23 protein-coding genes are annotated in these 25,273 nt (G+C 35.3%); 9 read left to right on the top strand and 14 right to left on the bottom strand.

Going from position 1 to position 25,273, the window contains the following annotated elements; all coding sequences use genetic code 11:
- Positions 1-25 precede the first annotated feature (25 nt).
- The 8 genes from BUB71_RS15745 to BUB71_RS15710 all read left to right on the top strand — a co-directional run bounded on the left by BUB71_RS15745 (position 26) and on the right by BUB71_RS15710 (position 9,921).
- Positions 26-1,045, top strand: a complete 1,020-nt coding sequence (locus BUB71_RS15745) for a polysaccharide deacetylase family protein (protein ID WP_245815668.1) — start codon at positions 26-28, stop codon at positions 1,043-1,045.
- 10 nt (positions 1,046-1,055) lie between these two features.
- Entirely contained in the window at positions 1,056-1,853 is a 798-nt protein-coding gene (locus tag BUB71_RS15740; protein WP_073156955.1) for a hypothetical protein, read from the top strand.
- Positions 1,853-3,004 (top strand): glycosyltransferase family 4 protein, encoded by a 1,152-nt coding sequence (locus tag BUB71_RS15735; RefSeq protein ID WP_073156952.1) that lies wholly within the window; start codon positions 1,853-1,855, stop codon positions 3,002-3,004. The genes BUB71_RS15740 and BUB71_RS15735 overlap by 1 nt, the downstream gene beginning before the upstream one ends.
- Before the next feature lie 1,142 nt (positions 3,005-4,146).
- Positions 4,147-5,706, top strand: coding sequence for a spore germination protein (locus BUB71_RS15730; RefSeq protein ID WP_073156949.1), 1,560 nt, complete (start codon positions 4,147-4,149; stop codon positions 5,704-5,706).
- Positions 5,699-6,811 carry a GerAB/ArcD/ProY family transporter gene (locus BUB71_RS15725; RefSeq protein WP_084731700.1) on the top strand — a complete coding sequence of 371 codons (1,113 nt, stop codon included), beginning with the start codon at positions 5,699-5,701 and terminating at the stop codon, positions 6,809-6,811. The genes BUB71_RS15730 and BUB71_RS15725 overlap by 8 nt, the downstream gene beginning before the upstream one ends.
- Positions 6,808-7,983: a Ger(x)C family spore germination protein gene (locus tag BUB71_RS15720; RefSeq protein ID WP_073156946.1), complete on the top strand. Its 1,176-nt coding sequence runs from the start codon at positions 6,808-6,810 to the stop codon at positions 7,981-7,983. The genes BUB71_RS15725 and BUB71_RS15720 overlap by 4 nt, the downstream gene beginning before the upstream one ends.
- A gap of 11 nt (positions 7,984-7,994) precedes the next feature.
- On the top strand, positions 7,995-8,198 hold the full coding sequence (locus tag BUB71_RS15715; protein ID WP_073156942.1) for a hypothetical protein: 204 nt from the start codon (positions 7,995-7,997) through the stop codon (positions 8,196-8,198).
- A 1,381-nt stretch (positions 8,199-9,579) separates the two neighbouring features.
- Entirely contained in the window at positions 9,580-9,921 is a 342-nt protein-coding gene (locus BUB71_RS15710) for a tyrosine-type recombinase/integrase (RefSeq protein ID WP_073156939.1), read from the top strand.
- Between the two features lie 176 nt (positions 9,922-10,097).
- Here BUB71_RS15710 and fba read toward each other — a convergent pair whose 3' ends face one another.
- From fba to BUB71_RS15665, 9 genes are all read right to left on the bottom strand, one after another.
- Complete coding sequence (gene fba / locus BUB71_RS15705) at positions 10,098-10,952, bottom strand: class II fructose-1,6-bisphosphate aldolase (RefSeq protein WP_073156935.1); 855 nt, start codon at positions 10,950-10,952, stop codon at positions 10,098-10,100.
- A gap of 4 nt (positions 10,953-10,956) precedes the next feature.
- Positions 10,957-11,904, bottom strand: coding sequence for a sugar kinase (locus tag BUB71_RS15700; protein WP_073156932.1), 948 nt, complete (start codon positions 11,902-11,904; stop codon positions 10,957-10,959).
- Between the two features lie 15 nt (positions 11,905-11,919).
- Positions 11,920-12,897: an ABC transporter permease gene (locus BUB71_RS15695; protein WP_073156928.1), complete on the bottom strand. Its 978-nt coding sequence runs from the start codon at positions 12,895-12,897 to the stop codon at positions 11,920-11,922.
- Between the two features lie 2 nt (positions 12,898-12,899).
- Positions 12,900-14,396, bottom strand: a complete 1,497-nt coding sequence (locus BUB71_RS15690) for a sugar ABC transporter ATP-binding protein (RefSeq protein ID WP_073156925.1) — start codon at positions 14,394-14,396, stop codon at positions 12,900-12,902.
- A gap of 187 nt (positions 14,397-14,583) precedes the next feature.
- A complete protein-coding gene (locus tag BUB71_RS15685) occupies positions 14,584-15,501 on the bottom strand; it encodes a substrate-binding domain-containing protein (RefSeq protein ID WP_073156922.1) in 918 nt (305 codons plus the stop codon).
- Positions 15,502-15,578: 77 nt separating this feature from the next.
- Positions 15,579-16,571 (bottom strand): LacI family DNA-binding transcriptional regulator, encoded by a 993-nt coding sequence (locus BUB71_RS15680; RefSeq protein WP_073156919.1) that lies wholly within the window; start codon positions 16,569-16,571, stop codon positions 15,579-15,581.
- A 385-nt stretch (positions 16,572-16,956) separates the two neighbouring features.
- Entirely contained in the window at positions 16,957-17,526 is a 570-nt protein-coding gene (locus tag BUB71_RS15675) for a dihydrofolate reductase family protein (RefSeq protein WP_073156916.1), read from the bottom strand.
- Positions 17,527-17,791: 265 nt separating this feature from the next.
- Positions 17,792-18,022, bottom strand: coding sequence for an SRPBCC domain-containing protein (locus BUB71_RS20310; protein ID WP_340148308.1), 231 nt, complete (start codon positions 18,020-18,022; stop codon positions 17,792-17,794).
- Between the two features lie 19 nt (positions 18,023-18,041).
- Positions 18,042-18,524, bottom strand: coding sequence for a MerR family transcriptional regulator (locus BUB71_RS15665; RefSeq protein WP_073156912.1), 483 nt, complete (start codon positions 18,522-18,524; stop codon positions 18,042-18,044).
- A 1,349-nt stretch (positions 18,525-19,873) separates the two neighbouring features.
- Between BUB71_RS15665 and BUB71_RS15660 the strand changes: the two genes are divergently transcribed.
- Positions 19,874-20,251 carry a hypothetical protein gene (locus BUB71_RS15660; RefSeq protein ID WP_073156909.1) on the top strand — a complete coding sequence of 126 codons (378 nt, stop codon included), beginning with the start codon at positions 19,874-19,876 and terminating at the stop codon, positions 20,249-20,251.
- 182 nt (positions 20,252-20,433) lie between these two features.
- Here the strand turns inward: BUB71_RS15660 and BUB71_RS15655 are convergent, their stop codons facing one another.
- From BUB71_RS15655 to BUB71_RS15635, 5 genes are all read right to left on the bottom strand, one after another.
- On the bottom strand, positions 20,434-20,838 hold the full coding sequence (locus tag BUB71_RS15655) for a hypothetical protein (protein WP_217653566.1): 405 nt from the start codon (positions 20,836-20,838) through the stop codon (positions 20,434-20,436).
- Positions 20,839-21,130: 292 nt separating this feature from the next.
- Positions 21,131-22,846 (bottom strand): AIPR family protein, encoded by a 1,716-nt coding sequence (locus BUB71_RS15650; protein WP_073156905.1) that lies wholly within the window; start codon positions 22,844-22,846, stop codon positions 21,131-21,133.
- A 13-nt stretch (positions 22,847-22,859) separates the two neighbouring features.
- Positions 22,860-23,363, bottom strand: coding sequence for a hypothetical protein (locus tag BUB71_RS15645; protein ID WP_073156902.1), 504 nt, complete (start codon positions 23,361-23,363; stop codon positions 22,860-22,862).
- The gene (locus tag BUB71_RS15640; protein ID WP_073156899.1) at positions 23,363-24,175 is read right to left on the bottom strand and encodes a ParA family protein; all 813 of its coding nucleotides are present in this window, start codon (positions 24,173-24,175) and stop codon (positions 23,363-23,365) included. Before BUB71_RS15640 ends, BUB71_RS15645 begins: the two co-directional genes overlap by 1 nt.
- Positions 24,176-24,240: 65 nt before the next feature.
- Positions 24,241-25,104 (bottom strand): SDR family oxidoreductase, encoded by an 864-nt coding sequence (locus BUB71_RS15635; RefSeq protein WP_073156896.1) that lies wholly within the window; start codon positions 25,102-25,104, stop codon positions 24,241-24,243.
- Positions 25,105-25,273 lie beyond the last annotated feature (169 nt).

Below are 25,273 nucleotides of genomic sequence, written 5' to 3'. Positions count from 1 at the left end.
ACAAAAGGAGGGCATTAACTATCGCGTGATTACTGTGATAAAACCCTGCAGTTCAACAACTCAAAGAAGCAATGGCGTATTTATGATATCTTTAGACTTTGAACTTTATTGGGGAGTCAGAGACAAACTTACAAAAGAAGCTTATGGAAAGAATATTTTAGGAGTAAGATCTGTTATCCCTGCGGTATTAAAATTATTCAAACAATACCACATCCATGCGACATGGGCAATTGTTGGTTTCCTGTTTTTTAAAAATAAGGGGGAATTAATTAATCAGCTCCCTGAACAACTTCCCAACTATGAAGATAAAAATTTATCTCCCTATCCTTACATTGATTCACTGAACTCGAGTGAATTTGAAGATCCCTTTCACTTTTCTCCTTCGTTAATCAAAATAATTTCTACTCATTTATATCAAGAAATCGGAACACATACATTTTCCCACTACTATTGCTTAGAAAAAGGGCAAACAAAGGCAGAGTTCGAGAAGGATTTAGAGAAATCTGTTTATATCGCCAAACAACATAATATCAACTTAAAAAGCATTGTTTTTCCTCGAAATCAAGTAAACTCGGAATACCTATCGATTTGTAAACAGTTAGGAATTACTTCATATAGGGGGAACAATCCCGGTTGGTTTTATCAACCCATGAATCACTCTTCAATTACGAAAAATTTAAAGAGATGCTTTCGATATATTGATTCTTATTTAAATTTATCTGGACACAATACTTATAAAATTGATCATCAGGACAATCATCTTCCACTAAATCTTCCAGCGAGTCGTTTTCTTCGTCCATATTCTAAGCGATTTCGTTTTTTTGAATCTATTCGATTAAACAGAATATGTTCGGAATTAACACATGCAGCTAAAACTGGAGAAATATATCACTTGTGGTGGCATCCGCATAATTTTGGTATTAATCTAGATGAAAATATATTGTTTTTGGAGAAAATATTCATTCATTTTTCAAAACTCAAAAAGAAATATGGAATGGAAAGTATGAATATGAGCGAGCTTTCTCATATGATTCTTTCTCAATAGGAGTGATCCAATGAAAATACTTCAGTGGAAAAAATCTTTCTTACAAATAACAGATATATATGGATTGCAAGATAAATCAAGTGAAATCCCCAAGTCAGATATCATCATTCACTCCCAATTACCTAAACAGATATTAGAGAACAAGAGGTTTACGCTGCACAAAAGATTCAAAACATTACAAATAGATATCAAACAAAGTGAGAAAAATTTATACTCCAATCTTAATAGAAACACTCGATATAATATCAAGAGAGCAAAAAGAGAGCAACTAAAATTTGAGATTAGTACTCAACCTACTGAAGAAGAAATTGATGATTTTTCTGTATTATATAATCGTTTTGCGAAAAAAAAAGGGATTGCACCTTGTAATATAAATAAATTAAGAGCGCTAAGGAAAAAAAATTTATTAATGATTTCATATGTTAAGGACCAAAATAATCAAATCTTATGTAGTCATGTATCTTCTACCAATGATGATCGTGCCTATTTGATTTATTCTTGTTCCATTCGTTTATTCGTAGACCCATCACAAAAAAATAAAATTGGTAGAGCAAATAAATATTTACACTGGATGGAAATGCTATATTTTAAACAATCCGGATGTTCTATCTATGATTTTTCCGGATTGTCACTAGAAGTTGATAATGTTGAATTACAAAAAATAGATCAATTTAAGCGAAGATTTGGCGGAACGGAAGTAATGGAATATAAATGCTATGAGGCAAAAAGTTTACTTGGAAAAATGGTTCTTTATTATTTATATCTAAAATGGAGATCACGATTTGAATTTATCAAAGTGATGTTCTAATGAAAATATTACAGATATGCAATATTGATATGGCTGTTGAAGCTTTTTTAAAACCATTTCATAATATTCTAGTTCAACAAGGATATATTGTCCATTATGCTTGTACAAACACTGGCCCATGCTTTAAAGAATTGCAACATCAAGGACTGCATATGATCCATATTCCGATAGATAGAGAAATCAAACCTATTTCAAATTTAAAATCTATCACCCTACTAACTACTTTAATGAAAAAGGAACGTTATGATGTTGTCCATGTTCACACTCCTCTAGCATCCATACTTGGTCGTGTTGCAGCAAAGCTAGCAGGTGTGAAACAGGTTATTTACACTGCACATGGTTTTTACTTTCACGAGAATATGTCGAAGCTAAATTATTTGTTTCTATACAGTATAGAAAAATTTTTTGCTCGTTATTTTACAAGCATGTTACATTTAGTGAGCAAAGAAGATTATGAATTATGTATACGCAAGCATTTTAAAACAGAGAATTCAATCTTTCATATTAATAACGGGGTTGATTTTCGGGATCGATTTAATCCTAAACATGTCAGTGAATCAGAAAAAATAAGACTAAGAAATGAGTTTTCTATCAATAAAAACGATATTGTATTTACATTTATTGGTCGGTTAGTGAAGGAAAAAGGTATATTTGAATTAATAGATGCCTTTCAAGAACTTACGAAATCAAATAATGATGTGAAGTTACTAATAATCGGGGGTCTATCCGTAAGTGAACGTGATCAGAAAAGCTATAGACGATTATTGAAAATCATTAAAGATAACACCTGTATTATCCCTACTAGCTTTAGAAAAGATATTCCAGAATTACTTGCAATTACAGATGTGTTTGTATTACCTTCCCATCGTGAAGGTTTACCATTAGTCATTTTGGAAGCAATGGCAATGAAGAAACCGATTATAGCCACAAATATTCGTGGATGTAGAGAAGAAGTTATTCATAACAAGAACGGCTTCTTAGTGGAAAAAGAAAATAGTTTAGAGTTGTATACACGGTTGCAACAATTGGCGAATGATAAGGCGTTAAGATTGCAATTCGGCGAGAATAGTCGGAAAATAGTAAAAAGACAGTTTGATGACAAAAGAACACTTGGGAGTCAACTTGAAATTTATCAGAGCTTATTTAATTGAACACTCACACGAATTCGTTCGTGTTCTTGGGTAAAGAATGCTACTGGTATACCAAATTTCTTTTTTAAGTTGTGTTAGCAACTTAGAACAAGCATGGTATGTGAGTCCTTGCCAATCTCTTTGTATGATCATCCACTTCACGACTACATTCAATGGATTTGTAAATGAGTGTTTGATTGTTCTTGATTTTCGCTAACGTTGTGATGAAATAGGATGGATTCCACAAATGCCCCCTCCATAAAAAGAAATTTAATCGTATTTCTTTCATAGCTTTTATGATATTCGGTATATGTGCTGTGGTGAACAATCTATTAGCAATGGATATGGTTTGGGTCTGTTACCATTGTGATAATAGAAAAACCGTTGGTAACTGCAATGTGATATAGCATTTCATGGAAGGATCAGGGAAATAATTCGAATTAACGGTTGATGCGCCCTATCTCACGATTGAAGTCACGAGTATGTGGGCGCAAAAGTCAAATCAAAAGTTTTAAAGTGACTTTGTGATTGTTTCACCAATATTATCATGTAGTTACATTGATAACTACAAAAACAACCTCCAATACCCCTGCTCATTTTTTGGATTTCATGCGAGAAATCAGATAGGCGTCTCTTTGCTTTCGAACAATTTTCATCATCTCTGCCAAGACCTTTTTATTAAAAATGGGTTTTAAAGTCATTTATTCCACAACCTTTTTCAATTAGATTATTCCAACATTATTGTCAGTATTTTAACACATTTTAATAGGAGATGAGTTCAAAAAGTAAAATTTTGTATCATTATGTTAGGTGCTGGTAGATCAGAAAATAGATCCAATAATAGATATTAGAAAATGTATTTACAAAAATCCCAGAATTCCTATTATTTTCCATTTTACAACTAATGAACTAGTTTTTCTAAATGGTCACTATAAAGCAGTGCCTACTATATCTGATACATCCAACTGTATGATATTCGATAAAATCAAATTCGAATTACTGAAATAATCCTCGAAAGTGTTCTATCTAGAAATTTGTAATGATGAGAACCGAATTGATCCCCATTGTCAAGCATAGAGAGTGAGTTTTCTCACTCTATTTTATGTGCATAAAAGATTAATCGTTTGGCGAAATTATGTGAAAGGCTGGAAGGAAGCTGCGCTATGGGATTTTTAAAAAATTGGTTGTCATCTAAAAAAAGAACAAAACAATTAAATGAAATTGCGGCTCAACAAAATCTTACTGCAACATTAGAGGAAAACCGTTCTTTTTTAGCTACTATTTTTAAAGGCTGTTCTGATGTTGTTTTTCATGATTTTACGATATTTGGACAAATCAGTGCCGTTTTGATTTATATCGAAGGTCTCGTAGATAAAGAAAAACTAGATCAAAATGTCTTAACTCCATTGTTAAATAAAACAGGAGAACCTTTTTCTATCAATACCGTATCAGGTGTAATCCCAGTATCTAATATCAAGGAATTGAATTATATCGAGGAAATAATAGATGAGATTTCAAATGGTCATCCTATCCTCTTATTGGATCATCAAAAAAAAGGAATCTCATTGGGTTTGACCCAATTAGAACACAGAGCGATTGAAGAGCCACCGGCTGAATCAGTTATTCGTGGTCCAAGGGAAGGCTTCACAGAATTGTTAACGATCAACACATCTTTGCTCCGTAGACGTATCAAAAGCCCTCAGCTTAAAGTGAAAAATATTGTTGTCGGCAGATATACACGCACAAAAATCGGAGTCTATTATATTGAAGGAATTGCTGAGAAATCACTGATAAAAGAAGTGATGCGGCGACTAGACAAAATTTATATGGACGGTATTTTGGGAAGTGGATATATAGAGGAATTGATTGAAGATCAATCAAACTCTTTATTTCCACAAATACTATCCACCGAGCGACCTGATGTGGTCGTATCTTATCTTCTAGAAGGACATGTGACGATATTATGCGATGGAAATCCAGTTGCCTTGGTTGTCCCAATCACTCTTTTTTCCTTCCTCCAATCAAGTGAAGATTATGCACAAAAATTTATGATTGGTTCGCTAATTCGGTGGTTACGATATATCTCCGTTGCTATTGTTTTATTACTTCCTTCTACATATGTAGCATTACTTACCTATCATCAAGAAATGATCCCGACTTCTTTACTTCTAACAATCGCAAAATCAAGGGAACAGATTCCTTTTCCAGCTTTATTCGAAGCACTTTTAATGGAGATAACTTTTGAGGCTTTACGTGAGGCGGGCGTTCGACTGCCGCAGCAATTGGGTACAGCTATTAGTATTGTTGGTGCACTTGTCATCGGTCAAGCAGCGACAGCTGCAGGGCTCGTTTCTTCACCAATGGTAATGGTTGTTGCGATTACTGGTGTTGCTTCATTTTTATTGCCACATTATCCCATTGGAATCACTTTGCGCATTTTGCGTTTCCCAATTATGTTTCTAGCAGGGATGCTAGGTCTGCTCGGCATCATCTTAGGAATTATTGCCATCGTCATTCATTTGTGCTCTTTACGCTCTTTTGGCGTACCTTATCTAACACCCATTGTTCCAATGGTAAAACAAGATTTAAAAGATGTTCTATATCGATCTCCCATTTGGGCACGAAACAAACGTCCACACTCAACAAGTAAACAAAATCCAATCAGGCAATCACCTGGGCAAAAACCAGAAGCTGAAAATGAGGAGGAATTACACAGTGATTGAACGTGGCAAAATTTCCGCTCTACAGATGGCGATGATTTTGCATTCTACCATTGCTGCAACCGCTCTTTTGGCTATGCCCTCTGTGACAATGAAATACGCACATCAAGATATGTGGCTCTCCCCCATTTGGGCTTCTTTAGGAGGTTTCTTAATTGTTTGGATCACTTTTCAGTTACATAAATTTTATCCAAAAGAGTCCTTTATTGAATATGTTCCCCGCATTATTGGTCGCTTTTTAGGGAGTATCTTTGCTTTTTTATACTTGTTTTTTTACTGGATCATCCTTGGAGATATCGTTCGTGAATATGGGGAATTTTTAATCACTAATTTTCTCGCTCATACACCTTACAGCGTGATCAGTGGGAGTATGTTACTTGTTTGTGCATACGCTGTACGTGGAGGTGTAGAAGTAATAGGACGATCTGCCCAATTCTTTGTTCCAATCGTTATGCCTTTATTTTTAATTGTATTATTATTATTGATTCCTGATTTAAAACCTCAGAATATGTTGCCAATGTTTGAACATGGATTGAAGCCTTCTTTGATTGGTGCTATTCCTCCATTAAGTGCTTTTTATGGGGAATTTTTTTTAATTTCTTTTTTATATCCTTATGTATCTGACAAACAAAACAAATTGCGTTGGGGTATCTACTCTGTTCTTTCTGTCGTGTGGACAATGTTATTAGTAAGTTTTAGTACATTACTTATATTTGGGAAGGTGGGTGCGCATTTAACCTATCCACTCATTGGCGTTGCTAGATATATCAGTTTAGCTGATTTTCTTGAACATCTAGAATCGATTGTGGCAGCCATCTGGGTGCTTAGTATGTTTATTAAAATGACCATGATTTATTATGCGCTTTCCCTAGGTACAGCTCAATGGCTTAAGCTAACCGATTATCGTCCGCTTATTTTTCCCATTGGGATTCTCTCACTGGTTTTGAGCATCTGGACTGTTCCTAACCTGCAAGTTTTATCTCAATTTATCAATTCAACAGGAACGATTTATTTCCTTTTGATGCAATATCTCATTCCTTTACTATTGCTTATTGTTGCCTACTTTAGAAGAAAACAAAATCAAAAAAAGGTAGCTGAACAAGCATGAACATACGATATCTTGCATTTTTATTTCTTCTACTTAACATGACTTACCTTCTAACAGGATGCTGGGATCGAGTGGAAGTCAACAATTTGGCCATCATCACAGCAGCAGCACTAGACAAAAAAGATGATAAGACAATTGAGCTTTCGATCCAAATTTTTGTTCCAGAAACAAGTGGTAAGGAAAAGCAAAATGTTGCAACAATGGGGAATGAAAACACTCAATCACCAACTTTAGTGGAATCGGCTGAAGGTGTCAATTTCGCTGATGCGATGCTCAAATTACAAGGGAAAATTTCACGAAAAATTTTCTGGGGGCAAAATGAAGTCTTTATCTTCGGGGAACAATTAGCTAAAAAAGGGATTTTAAATGAGCTAAATGGCATTTTACGTGCTGTTCAACCTAGAGAACGAGCAAATCTTTTTATTAGTAAAGGACAAGCTAAAGAGATACTAAAACTCAATCCAGTCATAGATCGAAACTCTGCCGAATCGATTCATAAGTTAGTACATGCACACACTGGATTAGAAGAATCTATCATTGATACCTTACAGATGATGAACGGAGAAAGTAAGGCTGTTGCTCTTCCTTGGATTGAAATTCTCACACCACAAGATGGCCGATCATCCAATGTTAGAATGCCTTATATTCATGGAACAGCAGTGCTAAAAACAGACAAATTGTTGGGTAAGCTCAATGCTGAAGCAACGAAAGGAGTGTTGATGATCAAGAATCAAGCGGCATCCGGAACAATCACAGTGAAACCAAAACCAGAAAAAGGATATTTATCAGCTGAATTTGTGAAAGATAAAATAAAGCTTATCCCTCAAATAACAAAAAATCATTTGAGCATGAAATTGCAAGTCCAAACTGAAGCCATTGTAACGCAAAACTCAACTCATTTAGATGTCATGAACTCTCATGACTTAGCCAAAATCGAAAAGGAGTTAGCAAAAGGAATTACACTGCAAATCCGTAAAGCTTTAGATCAGGGGCAAAAAAAATGGAAAGCTGATATATTTGGATTAGCTGATACTTTTTATCGAAAATATCCTCGAGAGTGGAAAAAATATAAAAAGAACTGGGATTCTTTATATCCAAACCTAAAAATTGACATTCAAACAAAATTTCGAATCCTCCGACCTGGAATGACAACGGAGAATCCAAAAATATAAGGGTGGAAAAAATGAGCTGGATTACAACACTAGGGATTATTCTATTCATGATTGGTTGTACTTACTATGAGTGGCCTAATTTAAGAAATAAAGTGAAAGAAAAAAAGGCTTATGTGATCCTTTCATCTATTACTTTGGTCATTACATTGTTTATTACTTTTATACCCGATTTACCAGGACCCGTATATCTATATAATAAATGGATTGGTAAGTAAGGTGTGCATGACATTTTTAATTTTCTATCCAAATTCGTCCAAGAGGACTCCCGCTTCTACAAGCGGTGAGGTGAATGGGACGTGGTTCGGTATCCCTTTTGCGGGGATGCTTAGAACCACTTATTTTGTTAGAATAGTTGTAGCTCTTTGAAAACTGAAGATATGGGGTTATTGCTGGAAAGGGTCAGTAACGTAAAATCTTCAACCACCCAGCTCACCGAAGTTGCGAAAACCAAGCGAAAGTAGGGAGCATAGCAGAGCATACTTTGTTTTCACCGCTGGGACGGCGGGTAGAGCCTGCTAAGATAACTGGACGTTGGTCTGGTGTTCGCAGGAATCTACCACCTATAGAGGTGGTAGTAGTTCAAAATTCTCCATGCTCTACATACACGATTCCCCTTAGATTTACTAGTATGAATAGTATATTATTTTAAAATATAGATCCCCGTTACTAATAACTCAAACATAAGTTTTATTATATAAATTGCTTATCTTTTTCATGACAGCAAGGTTGAATTAACTTTGCGAATCACTAAGCAATCAATAATGGCAAAATAGCAAGTATCAGATAAAGCTTAGCAATGTTGCATAAACGATGTTGCTGAAGATTCATCACAATTATAATTGTATCTTTGTTATTAACTGTTTTTTTATATTAACATTAATCCCTTATTGAGGGGCTACGTATACATCTCCTATGTTACAAACTGTAAAGTGCTATTAAGGTTCAGTCTTTCTGACCTCACAGTCTCGATTTCCGAAGGAAGTATAATGATCCCGTTTTCGTGATTCATGCGCCCTCTGTGTCAGTCCTGAATGGGTGCTTTTAAAAACAAGGAGAGAAATGTGGTCAGTAGCATTGGTGGTTTGCTCGGAGCTTTCCATCACCAGAAAGCAGTCTCTCTAGAAGCACGGAGTGCTGGCGTGGTCTTCTCCGCATGTTCAAAGAGAGATAGCCTGTGCAAGTAATTTACCTTTATCACTTTTCCCTTCCCTCATTAGAATTGACGGAAAAATATGTGGAACCTTCAAAATTAAAATTAAGTGACTTTCTCGTTCAATAGATGAAGGATTATGCTAATAATACAGCTCCACGTACCTATAAAAAGATATAAGATCATCGTTAATCAACACCTTATACCTAAACTAGGTCAAATATTAAGTGACAAGTTGAAATCAGTACATCTTCAATCCTATTACTCGAATTGTTTAGAATCAGGAAGAAAAGATGGCACTGGAGGTCTTTCAGCACAAACAGTGTTACACCATCATCGATTACTTCACGAAGCGAACCATTAGAGCATGCAATTAAATGGCAGGTCATTAAATTAAATCCTGCAAAAGCTGCAACTCCACCTTAACCAATAAAAAGAACTTTCATGTGCTAAACAAAAGTCAAATCAATGGATTGTTAGATTACATTCAAGGAACGAATTTCTATGACTATGTATTCTTTGGGAGTCATTATGCAGATGTCATCAAAGAGTTAAAACTTCCACACACTCGCTTTCACGATCTCAGACATGGTCATGCTACATTGTTATTGCAAAACAGGATTCATCCAAAAATTGTTACAGAACGCTTAGGTCATTCATCAATGATAATTACGATGGACACGTATTCACATGTATTACCTAACATGCAAAAAGAAGCTGCCCAAAAATTAGACAACTTCTTATTTAACCAGACCAAGAAAACACCTTTGAGTACTTTAGCCAAGTAGTGGGCAGAAATCGGGCAGTAATCATTGATTCTTTGCTCAAAATATTGAGTCCATCTATCGTCTAAACCCCTTAATATTGGCGGAGAGGGTGGGATTTGAACCCACGGTACGATATGCGCACACAACGGTTTTCGAGACAGCCTACATGCATATATAGAGACCTGTGCGTTTTTAAGCTAATTCCAAGATTGATTTTCGCTTCCAAGTAAGCGCATTTTTTCTTTTACCTTTTCTTTCATCGCTTTTCGAGCGGGATCATAAATTTTTCTGATGTCATAAACTGTTGGATTCTCTTTTAAAAAATGCTGCAATGCTTCTAAGTTGGCCAATTTTATCTCTGTATCAAAGTTCACCTTATTGATGCCCGCTTGCACGGCTTGACGTATCATCTCGTCTGGAACTCCTGATGATCCATGCAATACAAGGGGCATATTTAGACGTTCCTTCATTTCCTTAATCCGCTCAAAATCAATGTTGATTTCTCCTTGGTAAATGCCATGTTGTGTACCTACAGCAATTGCAAGCGAGTCACAGTTTGTAAGTTTAACAAATTCATCCGCTTGGTTAATATCCGTATAGATACCGTCTTCCAATCCAACATCTTCCTCTTTCCCACCAATAAAACCAAGCTCAGCCTCCACTGAAATCCGAACAGCATGCGCTACCTCAACCACTTTTCGGGTAAGTGCTACATTTTCTTCAAACAATTGCTGTGAAGCATCAATCATCACCGATGTCCAGCCCAACCGAATACATTGAAGAATAGCATCCCATTTTTTTCCGTGATCTAAATGAAGTACAACTGGTACTTTAGCATTTTCCGCACCATTCTTACCCAATGCATGTAGATAATCTAATCCTGCATATTGAATGCTTTTTTCGGTAATTTGTATAATTACTGGCGAATTTAGCTCTTCTGCAGCGGCAATGATCGCTTGGAGGTTTTCCATATTCGCATAATTAAAAGCTCCTATAGCATATCGATTTTTATGCGCATGTTGTAATAGATCAATTCCATTTACTAAAGGCACTGGATCATTCTCCTCCTTTGATCTGGTCAATAAAGACTTGTAGCTCTTGTAGAGATGAAGTTCCTTCCATTGGACCCTTTTTCGTGACTGCATATGCTCCCGCTGCATTGGCCCATTGAGCTGCTTCAATGATCGATTTACCTTGATTAATTAGTGATACAAACGTTCCCGCAAAACAATCTCCTGCACCTGTTGGATCAATCTCCTGAACAGGATAAGGATCTATATCAATACAGGTATTATCATAATAGACTCTACTACCATTTCTCCCTTTTTTCACCACAACACAGCTAATGCCCATCTCCCATACTAATTTCATTGCTTTTTCTTCTGTGGAAGCACCTGTAATCAATAACAATTCTTCCTCACCAGGTAAAAATACATCACAATGCTTCAAAACAAATTGAATAAATTGCTTTACATTCTCATCTTCCATCAATTCTTTACGAATATTCGGATCAAAAGTAATCTGTATCTGCTTCTTCTTAGCAATCGTAATGGCCTTTTTCATAGCTAACATGATACCTTCATTAAAAGCGGAGCAACCCATTATATGAAAGTACTTACAGTTATCAAACATTTCTTCTCGCACATCATCTTCATTTAATGTGGCAACGGCAGAGTCTTTCAAAGTAAAAATAAAATCACGATCTCCATTTTCCTGATAAGCCACAAATGCAATTCCTGTCGTTTTGGATTCAATCATCTTGATAAAGCGTACATCAACTCCATCCTGTTGCAGTCGATGAATATTTAACTGACCAAATCCATCTTTGCCCACTCGCGAAAGAATGCCCCCGGAACTTCCTATTTTGGTCGCTTGATCTATAAAAATAGCAGGTGCACCACTTGCAAATGGACCTATAAATGTACCCGGCTCATCAAATCCCTGATCTATGTCCTTTGCCATAACTTCAACTAAAACTTCCCCTATGGTAAATATCTCAGACATGATTGTCACCTAACTTCAGTTTGATCTCTTCTTATTTTTTATATCGATATAGACAGCGATTAAAATCACTAAACCTTTAACAATCAACTGGTAAAAATAGGGTACATCCATCAAATTCATTCCGTTGTTAATCACACCAATGATGATCGCACCAATAAGAGTCCCCAAAATTCTCCCACTACCACCAGTCAAACTTGTTCCACCTAATACGGCTGCTGCAATCGCGTCAAGTTCATAGCCAGTTGCAGCATTAGGCTGTGCTGAAAAAAGTCGAGAAGCAAGAATTAAACCACTTATAGCAGCCATTGTACTCGTAATGATATAGATCCATATCTTTAAACGATCTACATTGATACCTGCAAACAGAGCAGCTTCTTCATTTCCTCCGCTAATATAAGCTTGTCTACCGAATTTTGTTTTGGATAAAATAATGTGGTTGATGATAAAAAGAGCAAACAATATATAAATGGGAATTTGTATTCCTAATAAATCTCCATTGCCCAACTCTAAAAAAGTTTGATTTTGAATTGTAATCGGAACACCATCTGTTACTATATAAGCAATACCACGGAAAATCCCCATTGTTGCAACAGTAACAATAAATGCTGGTATCAATGCTTTCGAAATGAGTACTCCATTAATTGCTCCTAAAACCATTCCTAACAATAATACAATTAGCACAACAACCACAAATGGGATATGTTGCTGCAATAATAAAGCAGCGGCTGTTCCTGACAGAGCAATCGTTGAGCCGACCGATAAATCAATCCCACCAATGATCAAGGCATATGTCATTCCAAAAGCACAGATGGCAATAATGGAAACCTGCAAGATAATATTGAGTAGATTCTTTACCTGAAAAAAATGCGGAGAACTAAAGGAAAATAAAATGATCAAAACCACTAATCCAGCTAAAATTCCTCCATACTGACGAAGAAATTGCATGCTGACATTTTTTAAACTGTGGTCAGATTCGATCTTTACATTCTCCATTTTTAAATACCTCCCGTCGCATAGAGCATCACTTCATCTTGTGAAGTGGATGATGGACTCAGTTCTTTGACAATTTTTTTATCTGTCATAATTAACATCCGATCACTCATAAAGAGAACCTCTGATAATTCAGAAGAGATCATTACAATACCCACGCCATTACTCGCAAGCTCTCTCATAATGTTGTAAATCTCATGCTTCGCCCCAATATCTACTCCTCTAGTGGGTTCATCCAAAATTAAAATTTCAGGCTTGGTCTCTAACCATTTAGCTAAAACAATTTTTTGCTGATTTCCGCCACTTAAATTGTTTACTTTTTGTTCAATACTTGACGTTTTGATTTTCAAATTTGAAATTGCTTCCCTTGCAATTGAGTTCTCTTTTTTCTCTTTGATCAATCTTCCCTTTGAAAGCAATTGATCAAGATTAACCATCGTTACATTCCTTTTTACAGTTTGAGAGATTACTAGACCTTGTTCACGACGATTTTCTGTTATAAAAGCGATTTTATTTTTGATTGCATCCTGAGGTTTTGCAATCTGAACCTCTTGTCCTCGAATTTTGATCGTCCCTTTTTCTGCTTTGTTAATCCCAAATATGGCATTTGCAAGATCTGATCGTCCAGCTCCAACTAGACCAAATAAACCAACAATCTCTCCTTTTTTCACTGAAAAACTGATATCCTCAAATAACCCTTTCCTTGTTAAACCGTTCACTTCCAACAATTGTTCGGTACCAATAGAATAGTTTCTTTTGGGATATATATCTTTTAATTCTCTACCTACCATCATTTGAACCAGTTGATTAACATCAGTCTCTTTTGTCTTGACAGTATCAATGAATTCTCCATCACGTAAAACTGTAATTTCATCTGATATTCTAAACAGTTCATCCATCCGATGAGAGATATAAATAATCGCAACCCCTTCAGCTTTCAACTGTTCAATTAATCGAAATAAAACTTCTGTCTCTCTACTGCTTAAAGCAGAAGTAGGTTCATCCATAATAATGATTTCCGAACGAAGCGAGAGAGCTTTGGCAATTTCTATCATTTGTCGTTGTGAAATGCTAAGATTTTTAACTGGAGTTGATGGTGGAAGTTCAATCTCTAACTTTTTTAAGATCTGTCTTGCTGAGCGATTCATTTCTCGATCCTGAATAAACCAATATTTTACTGGTTCTCGATTGGCAAAGATATTTTCAGCAATGGACAAATTGTTACAAAGGCTCAACTCTTGGTAAATCGTGCTAATCCCATAATCTTGTGCTGCTTTTGGACTTTCCAATTTAACCTTTTGACCTTTTAAAAAAATTTCCCCCTCCTCTGGTTGGTGAACGCCTGATAAAATTTTCATCAAAGTTGACTTACCAGCACCATTTTCACCTAATAAAGTATGAACTTGCCCTTTCTTCACCTTCAAATTTACGTTAGACAACACGACTACTTTACCAAATCTTTTTGAAATATTTCTCATTTCTAGTATTGTTTCAGCTGACATATTCACATCTCCTAAAGGAAGGCCTCTTTTGTAAATGAATGATAGAAATAAATATTTGACAAAAATACAAATGAGAATGCCCCCAGTCGAACAATGAAGACGAGCGCCAAGCAAAATCTTTTTTAGCGGATTGCTGACGCTCACTTCCTAGAAACCCCTCATGATTGCTGAGTAGGGTTAAAATCAATTAATTCTTCTCTCCCTCTTTTGAAAAGACACCTGGTTTAATTGGAATTACTTTTGTTACTTTTTCACCTTTTATCACTTTCAAAGCAGCTTGCAATCCCTGTTGACCAATTTGGTCTGGGTGTTGGGTAATGACAGAGTAAAAAGACTGATCCTGCTTTACAGCTTTTTTAGCTTCATCCATTCCATCAAACCCAATAACGTGTATTTTTCCGCTTTTTCCTGCGGACTTGATTGCTGTTACAGCCGCTAATGCTGCATCGTCACCAAAACCAAAAATACCATTTAAATCCCCATTTGCTTGAATCATATTTTGAGCAGCAGTTAGAGCCTCAGGTCTTGTAATACCAGGTTGGACAGCAACGATTTTAATATTGGGGTATTTAGAAATCGCATCTTTAAATCCTTTAACTCGATCGATTACGGACTGAACGGTTGGATAATCAATGATACCTACGTTTCCTTTCTCTCCCAGTGCTTTGGCCATTTCTTCCCCAGCCATTTTTCCTCCGGTATAGTTATCTGTTGCAATATGTGCATCTGGTGTTGCACCTACTGCTGGAACATCTACTGTAATGACAGGTATTTTTGCAGCCTTTGCTTTATTAATAGCAGCGACTACTCCCTTCGAATCAACAGGACTCAAAACAATCGCATCAACATTTTTGGTGACAAAATCCTCAATATCAGACAATTGTTTATTTAAATCCTGATTGGCAATCGCTACCTCTAATTTGACTCCTTTTGCTTTTGCTTCTTTTTCCATCGCTTTCTTTAGTTCTACATAAAACGGATGTTGCTGTGTCAATAATGAAGCCCCAATAACTATCTCTTTATCATCGCTCTGATTACTACAAGCTCCTAAAATTGCCATACATGCCACTAAGAGAATTAAGCCCAATTTGGAAAATATTTTCATATTAGAGCCCTTCTTTCATCCGAATAAATATTAAGCGTTTTCAGATAGCGCTTACATTTCCAATATTGTGATACAGATTAAAAGATCGTTTTGACTGAATCAGTAGTAATCAAATGGGTTTTAAGCCTTTGAATGAGAGGAAGCATTTCAGTATTTCCGTTCATCCGCTTTAGCAAAATTTTAGCTGCTTGCTGACCAATTTCTTTTGATGGTTGCACAACGACTGACAAAGCAGGATCAAATAACTGGAACAAGTCAGTTTGATCATAACCACACAATGAGATATCTTCACCGATTTTTAATCCCTTTTCCATCATGCATTTCATCGAATTAACAGTTGTTGGATAGTTGGTAGTAAAAATAGCAGTGGGTCGATCTTTCAGAGTGATTAACTGAGTAAATGCGTCTATTCCGCCATCTTTTGTATAAGGCGAGTAGACTATATATTCAGGATTAATTTCGATATTATAATCATTGAGCGCTCTCAAATATCCGGTTAAACGTTCCTTTGCCGTGCTAATATCTTCTGGACCGGAAACGATTCCAATTTTTCGATGCCCTTTTTTGATGATCATTTCAATGGCTGAATATGAACCATTCACATTATCACAGACAACTGCATCTAATTCACTTCCATTGACCAAACGATCTACCAAAACAATTGGAATCTCGCTCTCTGTGTCGTTTTTAACATCTAGCTCTAGAGAGTTCACAGGCATGACAATGATGCCATCTACTAATTTATTTTTTAAATAACTAAGCTTTTCTGCTTGTTGTTTCAAACTATCACTGGAACTACAAACAACGATACTGTAATTAAGAGGATCTAAGACTTCCTCGATTCCTTCAATCACTTGTGTACAAAATACATCGGAAATACGTGGGATTAACACACCAATTGAATAGGTTTTATTCGTTCTTAAACCTCTTGCCATTGGGTTAAATTTAAAATCAAGTTCAGCAATGGCTTGTTCAATTTTTATACGATTCTTCTCTTTAATCTTCACACCATTTAAATAGCGTGAAACAGTCCCAACCGATAAATCGGCTAGTTTTGCTACATCTTTGATTGTTGCCGTTATCGCTCACCTCCTATCAAAATTGAAACGATTCATTTTTTATGTATTTTATTATTGAATCGTTTTATTAATTTATAATATACATCTATACTTCTAAGAGGTCAATCGTTAGTTTTTAAAACAGTTGGTTCTAAGGTGTGCTGATACAGAAAGGGTACAGGCATTCCTCTGAATTTTTCATACACTCTCTTCCATCTTGAAGCAAAATACATATCAAACTCATTCAGAACAAACAAAATAACGTGAGCATAAGCCCACGCTGAAATAATGATAGGTTTTATTCATAACTTAGTTCGCTTCTGCAAGATTCAATTTCTATGCCGAATAGATGTCCTCGCCATTTGCCATTAAGATGATATGAATGTAGAATTAATTGTTAATCTTCTCTTAATGGGTGATAAATTAGCTCTACATAGAACGACTTTGTTGAGATATGTTTTAAAGAGGTCTCCATATTATCTTTAAACAGACGTTTCCCACTACCCTTGACAACAGGAAAAACGATGATCCGATACTCATCTATAAGGTCATATTGCATGAGGATATTAACTAGTTCACAACTACCCAGAACTAAAATATTTCGACCTGGTTGTTGCTTCAGTTTCAAGATTTCTTCCTTGATATCTCCTTGGATGAGACTTGCGTTCCATTTCATATCTTGTGGTTTTTTTGTCCTTGATACAACATATTTGGGATAATTATTCATTCGATCAGCAAAACCGTCAGGAATTTCAAAATCTCGGACTTGACTCTTCACTGTATTTGTTTCGCCCGTTTTTGGCCAAGCTGCAGCAAATTCTTGATATGTTTTACGACCCAATAAAAGCGCATCACATGATTGGAGTTCCTCAAACTTATGTTGATTTTGTTCAGAAGTATTGAATGGAACCGTCCATTCTGGATTCTCCATGATACCATTCAGTGTTATAAATTCAGAGACAATAATTTTTTCACCTCATTTGTATCTTGTGGCGGTAGCTCCAACATCACCTAAGTTCATAGTCCCTTACTTTAATTCCTTGTCTAGTTGATCCAAAAATTCATTTGCACCGTGGATATGTGCTTCAATTGAATCTAATCCATCGAAAAAAGCACATTGTTCGGTATAAATGAGTTTTGTACCAATTTATTCCAATTTAAATTCAACAGTTATCACAGAAACCGAGATACGTGTATCACCCATGTCTATAGTCATTGTGTAAACGATGCGTTCATCTTGCACAATATCCTGAAAAGTGGCAATGGATGTAAAAAATCGGTCCTCCTGGCTCACGACCTCGAATAATCTCTCGTCCACCCACAGAAAAGTTAAATTCTTCTGCTTTCGCGAACCAATTTGCTTTAATAGCTGGATCTGACCATGCAGCAAAAACTCGGGATGGTAAAGTTTGATAGATTCGTTCTTTGGAAAAAGTATCATGTTTAATAGAATGTTCCTTCACAATCTAGTCCTCCATTCTTTTAAAGATCAGTATGTTTCTCAAGGAGATCACTCAAACGATTAAAATATAGATTCAAGTCTTCCCGTCTTTTGTTCATATATTCCTCATGACTTATTCGCATCGTCGACCATAGTTTAGTAAAATTTTCAATGGTCAGAGGTTCCTTTTTTTGCATCAAATCTGCAATATACTCTAACTCTCGTAAAAGTTTCTGGTTTACTTCAACAATTTTCTTCACTCGGTTCATTTGTAATGATATTAGATCAGATAAGCTGATCTGATCACCTTTTAAGGCTGTTTGAATCTCTTCCAGTGACAAACCAAGTTCTTTCAACGATAAAATTTGTTGCAACCTTATAAGGTCTGATTCGGTATAGATTCTGCGACCTGAATCCGAATGTCCCGATGGTGAAAATAAGTCAATTTGATCATAATATTGTAGAGTTCGAACTGTTAATCCTGCTAATCGTGCCAATTCTCCTATCTTCCAATTTTGCTTCATGATCATCCCTTCTTTTTGCGCTAGCTTTCTACCGGTAACCATAGTTTACAACGCGACGTAACGTCACATTCAAGTCATATGTAACAGAAAAATATTCCTCTATTTCTATATAGGAATCAAAAAATTCAAAACATAGGTAATATAAATATTATAAGCTATTACTGCTGACCTACTGACCCAAGCATACTTATAAGTATGCTGCCGATTAATTCACAACAGTTGAGTTTTCTACTTTATCTTCATTTGTGAAAACTAATTATGATATAGGTTAAGAATAATGGGTAAATCTGGTTTATTATAAAAACCATCTTTTATTACTAGCCCATTGTTTATTATTTAGTATGTGAAAGAAAGATTTAACCAAAGTTCCCTGGTAGCCCTTAAGCAATGGAAATAACCTCTTCAAAGATTGTCCTCTTTCAAGGATGGGAAAAATGTGTAGCAAGTTTTCATAAGCATATCACAACAATTATTAAATATTATTAGGTGTTCCAAGCTAAAATTAATTAGGAAGTTCTTACAGGCAAATTGAAAATCCCTTGGCAGGGATCTGAACAAGAACAAGGAGTCGATGATTTTGTCGAATATCGAAGCAACTGTTACCTATCATTTCAAGACGACCCCAGAAGAAATTTTTGATGCATGGATGAATACTGCTCATTAAACTTTCTTTATTCCAAAGTCGCTCATTCTCAGTTGGTAATTTGATTAGTTTGTACTTCGGATGGTTCGCCGACTGACCATGTGAATTTTATTCGATTGGGACGATTCAATTCATATTTACACTCAATTGCTCATATTTTTCGATTATTTGCTCTCTATTTCATCCCCTTGACCTTACAGAAATCTTTCGTCTTTCATCCCACTGTTTGAATCGTGGGATGAAAGACGGCGTTGCTCGGTAATCCCTTTCAGAGATTGCTAAGAGCAACCATTTTTTGTGTAATCGAACACACGAGCGGTGCTCATCCTGCCTTTATAGCAGGTTTTGTTCCTATGTACGTGATGGTATGAGGTTCAAACGACGAACCAATCTCTCCCGCATGGTAAAGCCATAGGAGTGAGTGATGGAACCGAAACTAGCGTACTGGTAACAGGTACGCCGCGCTTCTTGATTGATTTACTCCGTCTGCATGAGCGTGTATCCTTTCTAGGATACACGCTCGTGCCATCTCATTCGCTTTCCTCATCCTTCTGATGAATCTGCCATTTAAATATGGCAATTCTATATATAAATTATTATAATATCTAATTATTCCCATATTTATGAACAGACATGTAAATAAATATTTCCCAAAAAACAGACTACGATACGAATAATTAGATAGACTATTTAGGAGGTTTTGTAAATGAAACATTTAGCTAAAATAAGTGGGGTTTTTTTGTTTGCTTTTCTCGTTATTTTTCAATTTCACACAGCTTCAGCCGCTACCTATATTCAGGGAAATGTTAAGTTCGATGATCTTGCACAAACTCAAGATTTCTATATCAATAAAGGAAATAAGGTTTTAAGCTTAACAAAACAAGCGACAAAGGACGCTAGTTTTGAAATCCAGCTAACTCAGAGCAATGGTGAAGTAGTAGATACTTGTTTAGGAGATGCTTATACGTTTCGATCAAAAGGAGATTGCTATTTTGAAGTTCCTTCTAGAGGTAAATACTATTTCACCTTTATTAGTTATGATACAACCTCAACAATCTCCATGAAGTATCGTTTCCATGATTAGAATCTTCTACTAATATTTATTTTTCTTTAAGATGTGCATACGGGAATTCTCCCCATTTCAATGTAACCAACTCACACTATCTTTCATACTAACTTAGTAAATTGATTGATTTTGACAACTGCATTTAAATGAAACGATCCTTAAGCAAATGCTTAAAGATCGTCTTTTTATTTGCTATTACTCTAAACAGTCTCAATTGGACGGAAAGCTTTGGCAAGCACAATCAACCCAGTAATGACTGCTACTACTAACCCGAGACCTTGAATAAGCGTTCCTACAAATGGAGCAAAATCAGAAATATTAGTAAGGCGCCCCCAAATAGAACCTTCGATAATAGTACCAAAAGATATAAACAATCCAGCAAGTACACTAATAAAGGGAATCCACTTCCATCGACTAGCTAAAGTAAAGACTAGAATACCCGCTATCCCAAGAATTATGGGACCAGGTGGAATAAGTGGAAAACCTGGAACACCAGAAAAGTACAAAATGAGAATTCCCAACGCCGCAACAAATAAACTCACAGCATGTATCTTGCCTACCCAATTTAATGTTCTATTTTTTTCTATTACCATTTCTTTCATCATCTTTAGCTCCTTTATGGTTGTTATTCTAAATGCTGAATTTAGCATAAAGGACAAAACTAAAAAGATTCGAAACAAAATCTAAAGCTGATGTTAAAAATGGATTATATAAACATTTGCTAGATAGTCAAGGTAATACAAGACTAATTAATGACATAAATCAAGGTTTGTTATCGAGATAATAGGTGATCTGGCTATTGCAATTGTTTGCTATACTCTTTTAAAACCCTCTCCAAAGAAAATCAGATTATTTCAGCCTTAAGAAAATGTAAACAATGGATGAATAACTAGTGTTTTATCTATTATAAACAGCCTTTTTTATATTCTTGGCTAATATTCGACTTTTAGGAATAGATTTATTATGGAGATCAGGTACCAATTGTTCAATAAGCTGAATAGCACGATGAAAGTAATTTAAAGCTAGATCAGAATTTAGAGTATGTATAATGTTATTACAATACTTCTCCATATCTGAAGAATTGAGTCGAGGTTTTTTTGCTTCCTGGTTAATCTCATACTTTAATATCATAAGCAAATGATAGGTAAATTTACGATATTTCGAATCAATCCTTCGATTACGAAAGAAATATTCTAATTTATAAAGTGCAAAAGCAGCTGTATAGTAAACAATATGTTGATGATTCTTTAAAAAGTATCTACCTGATATTTGTTTAGTTAAATCTTCAAAACGTAGTTTTGACAGTTCAGGTTGCTCTAGAAACATGGCAGTAAAGCTTCTAAGCTGCTGTTTAATATCGATGACACGAACCTTTTTAATTTCATTATCAAAGGCATATTGATCACTTCGACGCTCATAATAAAGTCGTAAACTACTTCTTTCAAATGAGTGATAATAATCCTCTAGCTGCTTTTGGTAATCAGAAAGCGCTAACAATTCCTCTCGTTTTACAGGAGTTTGATTATTTGTTGCCTTAATGATTTCGTTGGTTACTTGATCATTTTCGGCGACGATCAATTTCACTTGTACCCCTACATTATGGATATCAATTTCCTCAAAATAATGATAAATCATGTGACTTGTTTGACAGCCATTCACGATTTGGTAATCTTCTAAATGAAACATATCACGAGATTGGGTAATTTTTTTCGCGACAATCGTAATGCCATTATTGAGAACAGCTAATTGATCTGGCTTTGACGAACGCATTGTCTTGGCTATATCTTGATTAACTTGATTTACTTCCCCTTTAAAATCTCGAACATTATCATAATAGATTCCCTTTTTCAGCTCTCCCTCTTGATCTACAATTAGCTTTTTAAACTCTACAAGTGGTAAATAACCTATAAATGCTTGTTCGATATCTTCTATCTCAGGCAACAATACATGACGTTCAAATTTTATCTTTGCAAAAGGTCGATGTTTTGTCTTCTTATAGTATTTTTGAATCTCAAAGGCACCTAAAAAGTTCATCTCAACATCGCGAGTAATATTAATTTCACGAATTTCTTGATGAATATCTTGCTTTACGCCTTCTAAAGTCTCACTTTTCACTCCATAGTAGTTACCAGTAGTTACATAAAAAAGTTTGACAGATATAGACTCAAAGTTGAGTGGATGCTCTGTAATATAACGGAGAATCTCTGCTTTCTCCTCTATATCTTTATTTCTACGTGTATGTGATTCATCAACTAAAAAACGCTTAACACCATGCCAGAACTTTAAAATATCACCAGAATCAAATTTAGGTGAAGTTTTTGATTGTATAAAGATCATTTTGATCTCGGGAACAACTTGAAATTGTTTGGTCAGTAAATTGGTTAATTTATCAACCGAATCAATCAATTGCCCGCTAGCAATAAAAGCTAAACCATCAATCCCCGAGTCGTTCGTTCCACCTGTCACTACATCTTGAATATCAAATTCTCCACGTGCATAGTGAGAGATAACCGCATAACTACTAAACATTTCAAAGAGTTTATCTTCTTTATAGTTTTCAAGTTGAAATTGATCTTGATAATCGTTCAATAAGCTTTTTGTAATTCGATCCACAGATAAATCTCTCCTATTTTTTTACGGATTCAAAAAAATCAAACCATGTAAAGTCAGTTTCTTGGTTCGTTTCCTCATTTGTGTTATGTCTTTGTGTTGATCTTGAAGGTGATTCTCCTTGCATATATTTGAGAAGATTTTCTAAGACGGCGCGTTTCTGCTCCTTCATCTGAAGCAATATTGTTCCAATAATATGAGTCATCGAATGGCTTGTCTTAATATCACGAATACCCCAATCCTCTGCAAATTGTTGCAAATCCACCTTTTTCGAAAAACGTTTCGAGTCATTTAGATAGGACAGAAGTTGAACGGTTACTTCTTTATAAAGCTCTTGATCACTTAGACTCGACTCATCTATCTTACTCTCAATTGTTAATTCGAATAGTTCATCTTTTAATTCTGCTAGTTCCTGATTCGATATGCTGATTATATCAGGCATCTCTTTTGCTTGTTTTTGGAGCTGTTCAAGTAGTTGCAGTAAAAAATAGATCCATAATCTGCTCTCACGTTTCATCATTAAATCATCGCCTTTCGGGTAAATTCTTTGGTTATACGAGTTATCTCTTCAGCAATCAAAGCATCCCCTATCTCTAATAAGAAATGTTTATTTTGTTCCTTATATTTGGGAAAAATGGCATGTGAAATTTTAGTTCGGTTTCGTAATTCTTCTTGAAAAAGATACCGCTTAGCATCGAAATTTTTAATGCCTTTTATCATCTCTTTTGAATCTTGATAAACATGATGATGAGGAGAAACCATAGTTAACAGCACACCCACCATCTCAATCTCGATTCCATATTCCGTGTTGAGGATACGAGCTTCGGCTAACATATTAGGAATTCCCATGATTGACATAGGCTCTGCTAAACAAGGAACTAGGTAGCTATCAGAGCTAAGTAAAGCTAGTTTATTGATAAAAGATGATGGTGGACAATCAATAATGATCACATCATATATATTTTTAAGTCCAGATTGTTCAACAAATTCTTTTAATAGGAATGGATTCTTTACATTTACATGATCTAGGTTTCGAAAACTAGGAATACAATCGAATTGATCTGTAATTGAATGAATCAAATCGTTGATATAGTAATCAAAATTTGTGTTATCGGAAAATAAACGTAGTAAAGTTGTCTTCTCATTATGAGTAAAAATCGTTTTAATCTGCTGTGCATTGAGAACATACTGACTAGCGTTCATTTGCGAATCAATATCGATTAAAAGAACTTTCTTTTTTTGTAACTTCGCAAGCGTATACGCAATATTGACTGCTGTTGTTGTCTTACCAACTCCACCTTTCTTATTAATAAAAGAAATTACTTTTCCCAAAACGGTTTCCACCTTTACTATGTTGATCAATCTAATGATTATTATAAATAAAAGATTTAAAAAGGTTAAGAATTTATTTGATTCAGGTTTGTTAATTTTTCACTTATCCCCCATAGTTGCTTAGCTAATGATTCATCATATGTCTTTCGTGCTGATTTGACAGGCTTTTTCTTGACAAAATACTTCCCACTTATATGTTTTACTTCATTTGAAGTAGCAAGATAGAGAGTGGTTTGCGCACCTTCTTCTGGTGAAATCATAAAGGGCTTCAGTAAACGGTTTACGAATATCCGATAAAGCCAGTTTGCATTTTCTCCAAAGTTTGTCTGTACAAACCCAGGATGAAGACAGTTTACTGTAATGGCAGTTTCTTTTAACCTTCTTGCCAGTTCATAAGTAAATAGAATATTAGCTAATTTTGCTTGCACATACAAAAATGGACCATTAAACGATTTTTCGGCATTTAGATTATCTAGATCGAAAACTCCTACACTATGGCCACTTGATGTTACATTGATAATGCGAGCTTGAGAGCTTTTTTTAAGCTGATCTAATAATAAATGAGTAAGAAGAAATGGTGCTATGTGATTAAGAGCAAAAGTTTTCTCTATTCCTTCCTCGGTCATCTGTAATGATTTCATCAACCCACCAGCATTATTAATGAGAATATCTACATGATGATAAGCAGCTTTTACTTTTGCTACTAATTTATGAATAGATATTTGTGAGGTTAGATCACACTGGAAAAATGCCAAATTTTGATTACCTGTACTTTTTTGAATCTCATTCAATACCTGTTTTCCACGATCTAGATTAGAAGAAACCATAATGATTGTAGCGCCTTGCTGGGCTAATTGATGAGCAGTAATTTTTCCGATCCCAGAACTAGCTCCTGTGATTAAACATATTTTATCTATTAGATTGTTCATTCATATTACTCCTTTTATGTCGATATAAAAGAATAGTGATTAAATAATTATATACCTTATTTGACAATTAAATAATATATATCTTCTGTCCATGAATATCCCAATATTAGAGTGTTATCCCCTAGCTTTTTGAGAAACTTGAACATAACAGAACTAGAGTGAAATGATC

The sequence above is a fragment of the Seinonella peptonophila genome, from assembly GCF_900129355.1.
GTDB lineage: Bacteria > Bacillota > Bacilli > Thermoactinomycetales > Thermoactinomycetaceae > Seinonella > Seinonella peptonophila.
This window is presented reverse-complemented; position numbering and strand designations above follow the sequence as displayed.

Coding starts and splice junctions, on each gene's coding strand:
- BUB71_RS15740 (WP_073156955.1), top strand. CDS start 1,056: ATGAAAATACTTCAGTGGAAAAAATCTTTCTTACAAATAACAGATATA.
- BUB71_RS15735 (WP_073156952.1), top strand. CDS start 1,853: ATGAAAATATTACAGATATGCAATATTGATATGGCTGTTGAAGCTTTT.
- BUB71_RS15730 (WP_073156949.1), top strand. CDS start 4,147: ATGGGATTTTTAAAAAATTGGTTGTCATCTAAAAAAAGAACAAAACAA.
- BUB71_RS15720 (WP_073156946.1), top strand. CDS start 6,808: ATGAACATACGATATCTTGCATTTTTATTTCTTCTACTTAACATGACT.
- BUB71_RS15715 (WP_073156942.1), top strand. CDS start 7,995: ATGAGCTGGATTACAACACTAGGGATTATTCTATTCATGATTGGTTGT.
- BUB71_RS15700 (WP_073156932.1), bottom strand. CDS start 11,904: ATGTCTGAGATATTTACCATAGGGGAAGTTTTAGTTGAAGTTATGGCA.
- BUB71_RS15695 (WP_073156928.1), bottom strand. CDS start 12,897: ATGGAGAATGTAAAGATCGAATCTGACCACAGTTTAAAAAATGTCAGC.
- BUB71_RS15690 (WP_073156925.1), bottom strand. CDS start 14,396: ATGTCAGCTGAAACAATACTAGAAATGAGAAATATTTCAAAAAGATTT.
- BUB71_RS15685 (WP_073156922.1), bottom strand. CDS start 15,501: ATGAAAATATTTTCCAAATTGGGCTTAATTCTCTTAGTGGCATGTATG.
- BUB71_RS15665 (WP_073156912.1), bottom strand. CDS start 18,524: ATGAAGCAAAATTGGAAGATAGGAGAATTGGCACGATTAGCAGGATTA.
- BUB71_RS15660 (WP_073156909.1), top strand. CDS start 19,874: ATGAAACATTTAGCTAAAATAAGTGGGGTTTTTTTGTTTGCTTTTCTC.
- BUB71_RS15655 (WP_217653566.1), bottom strand. CDS start 20,838: ATGATGAAAGAAATGGTAATAGAAAAAAATAGAACATTAAATTGGGTA.
- BUB71_RS15645 (WP_073156902.1), bottom strand. CDS start 23,363: ATGATGAAACGTGAGAGCAGATTATGGATCTATTTTTTACTGCAACTA.
- BUB71_RS15635 (WP_073156896.1), bottom strand. CDS start 25,104: ATGAACAATCTAATAGATAAAATATGTTTAATCACAGGAGCTAGTTCT.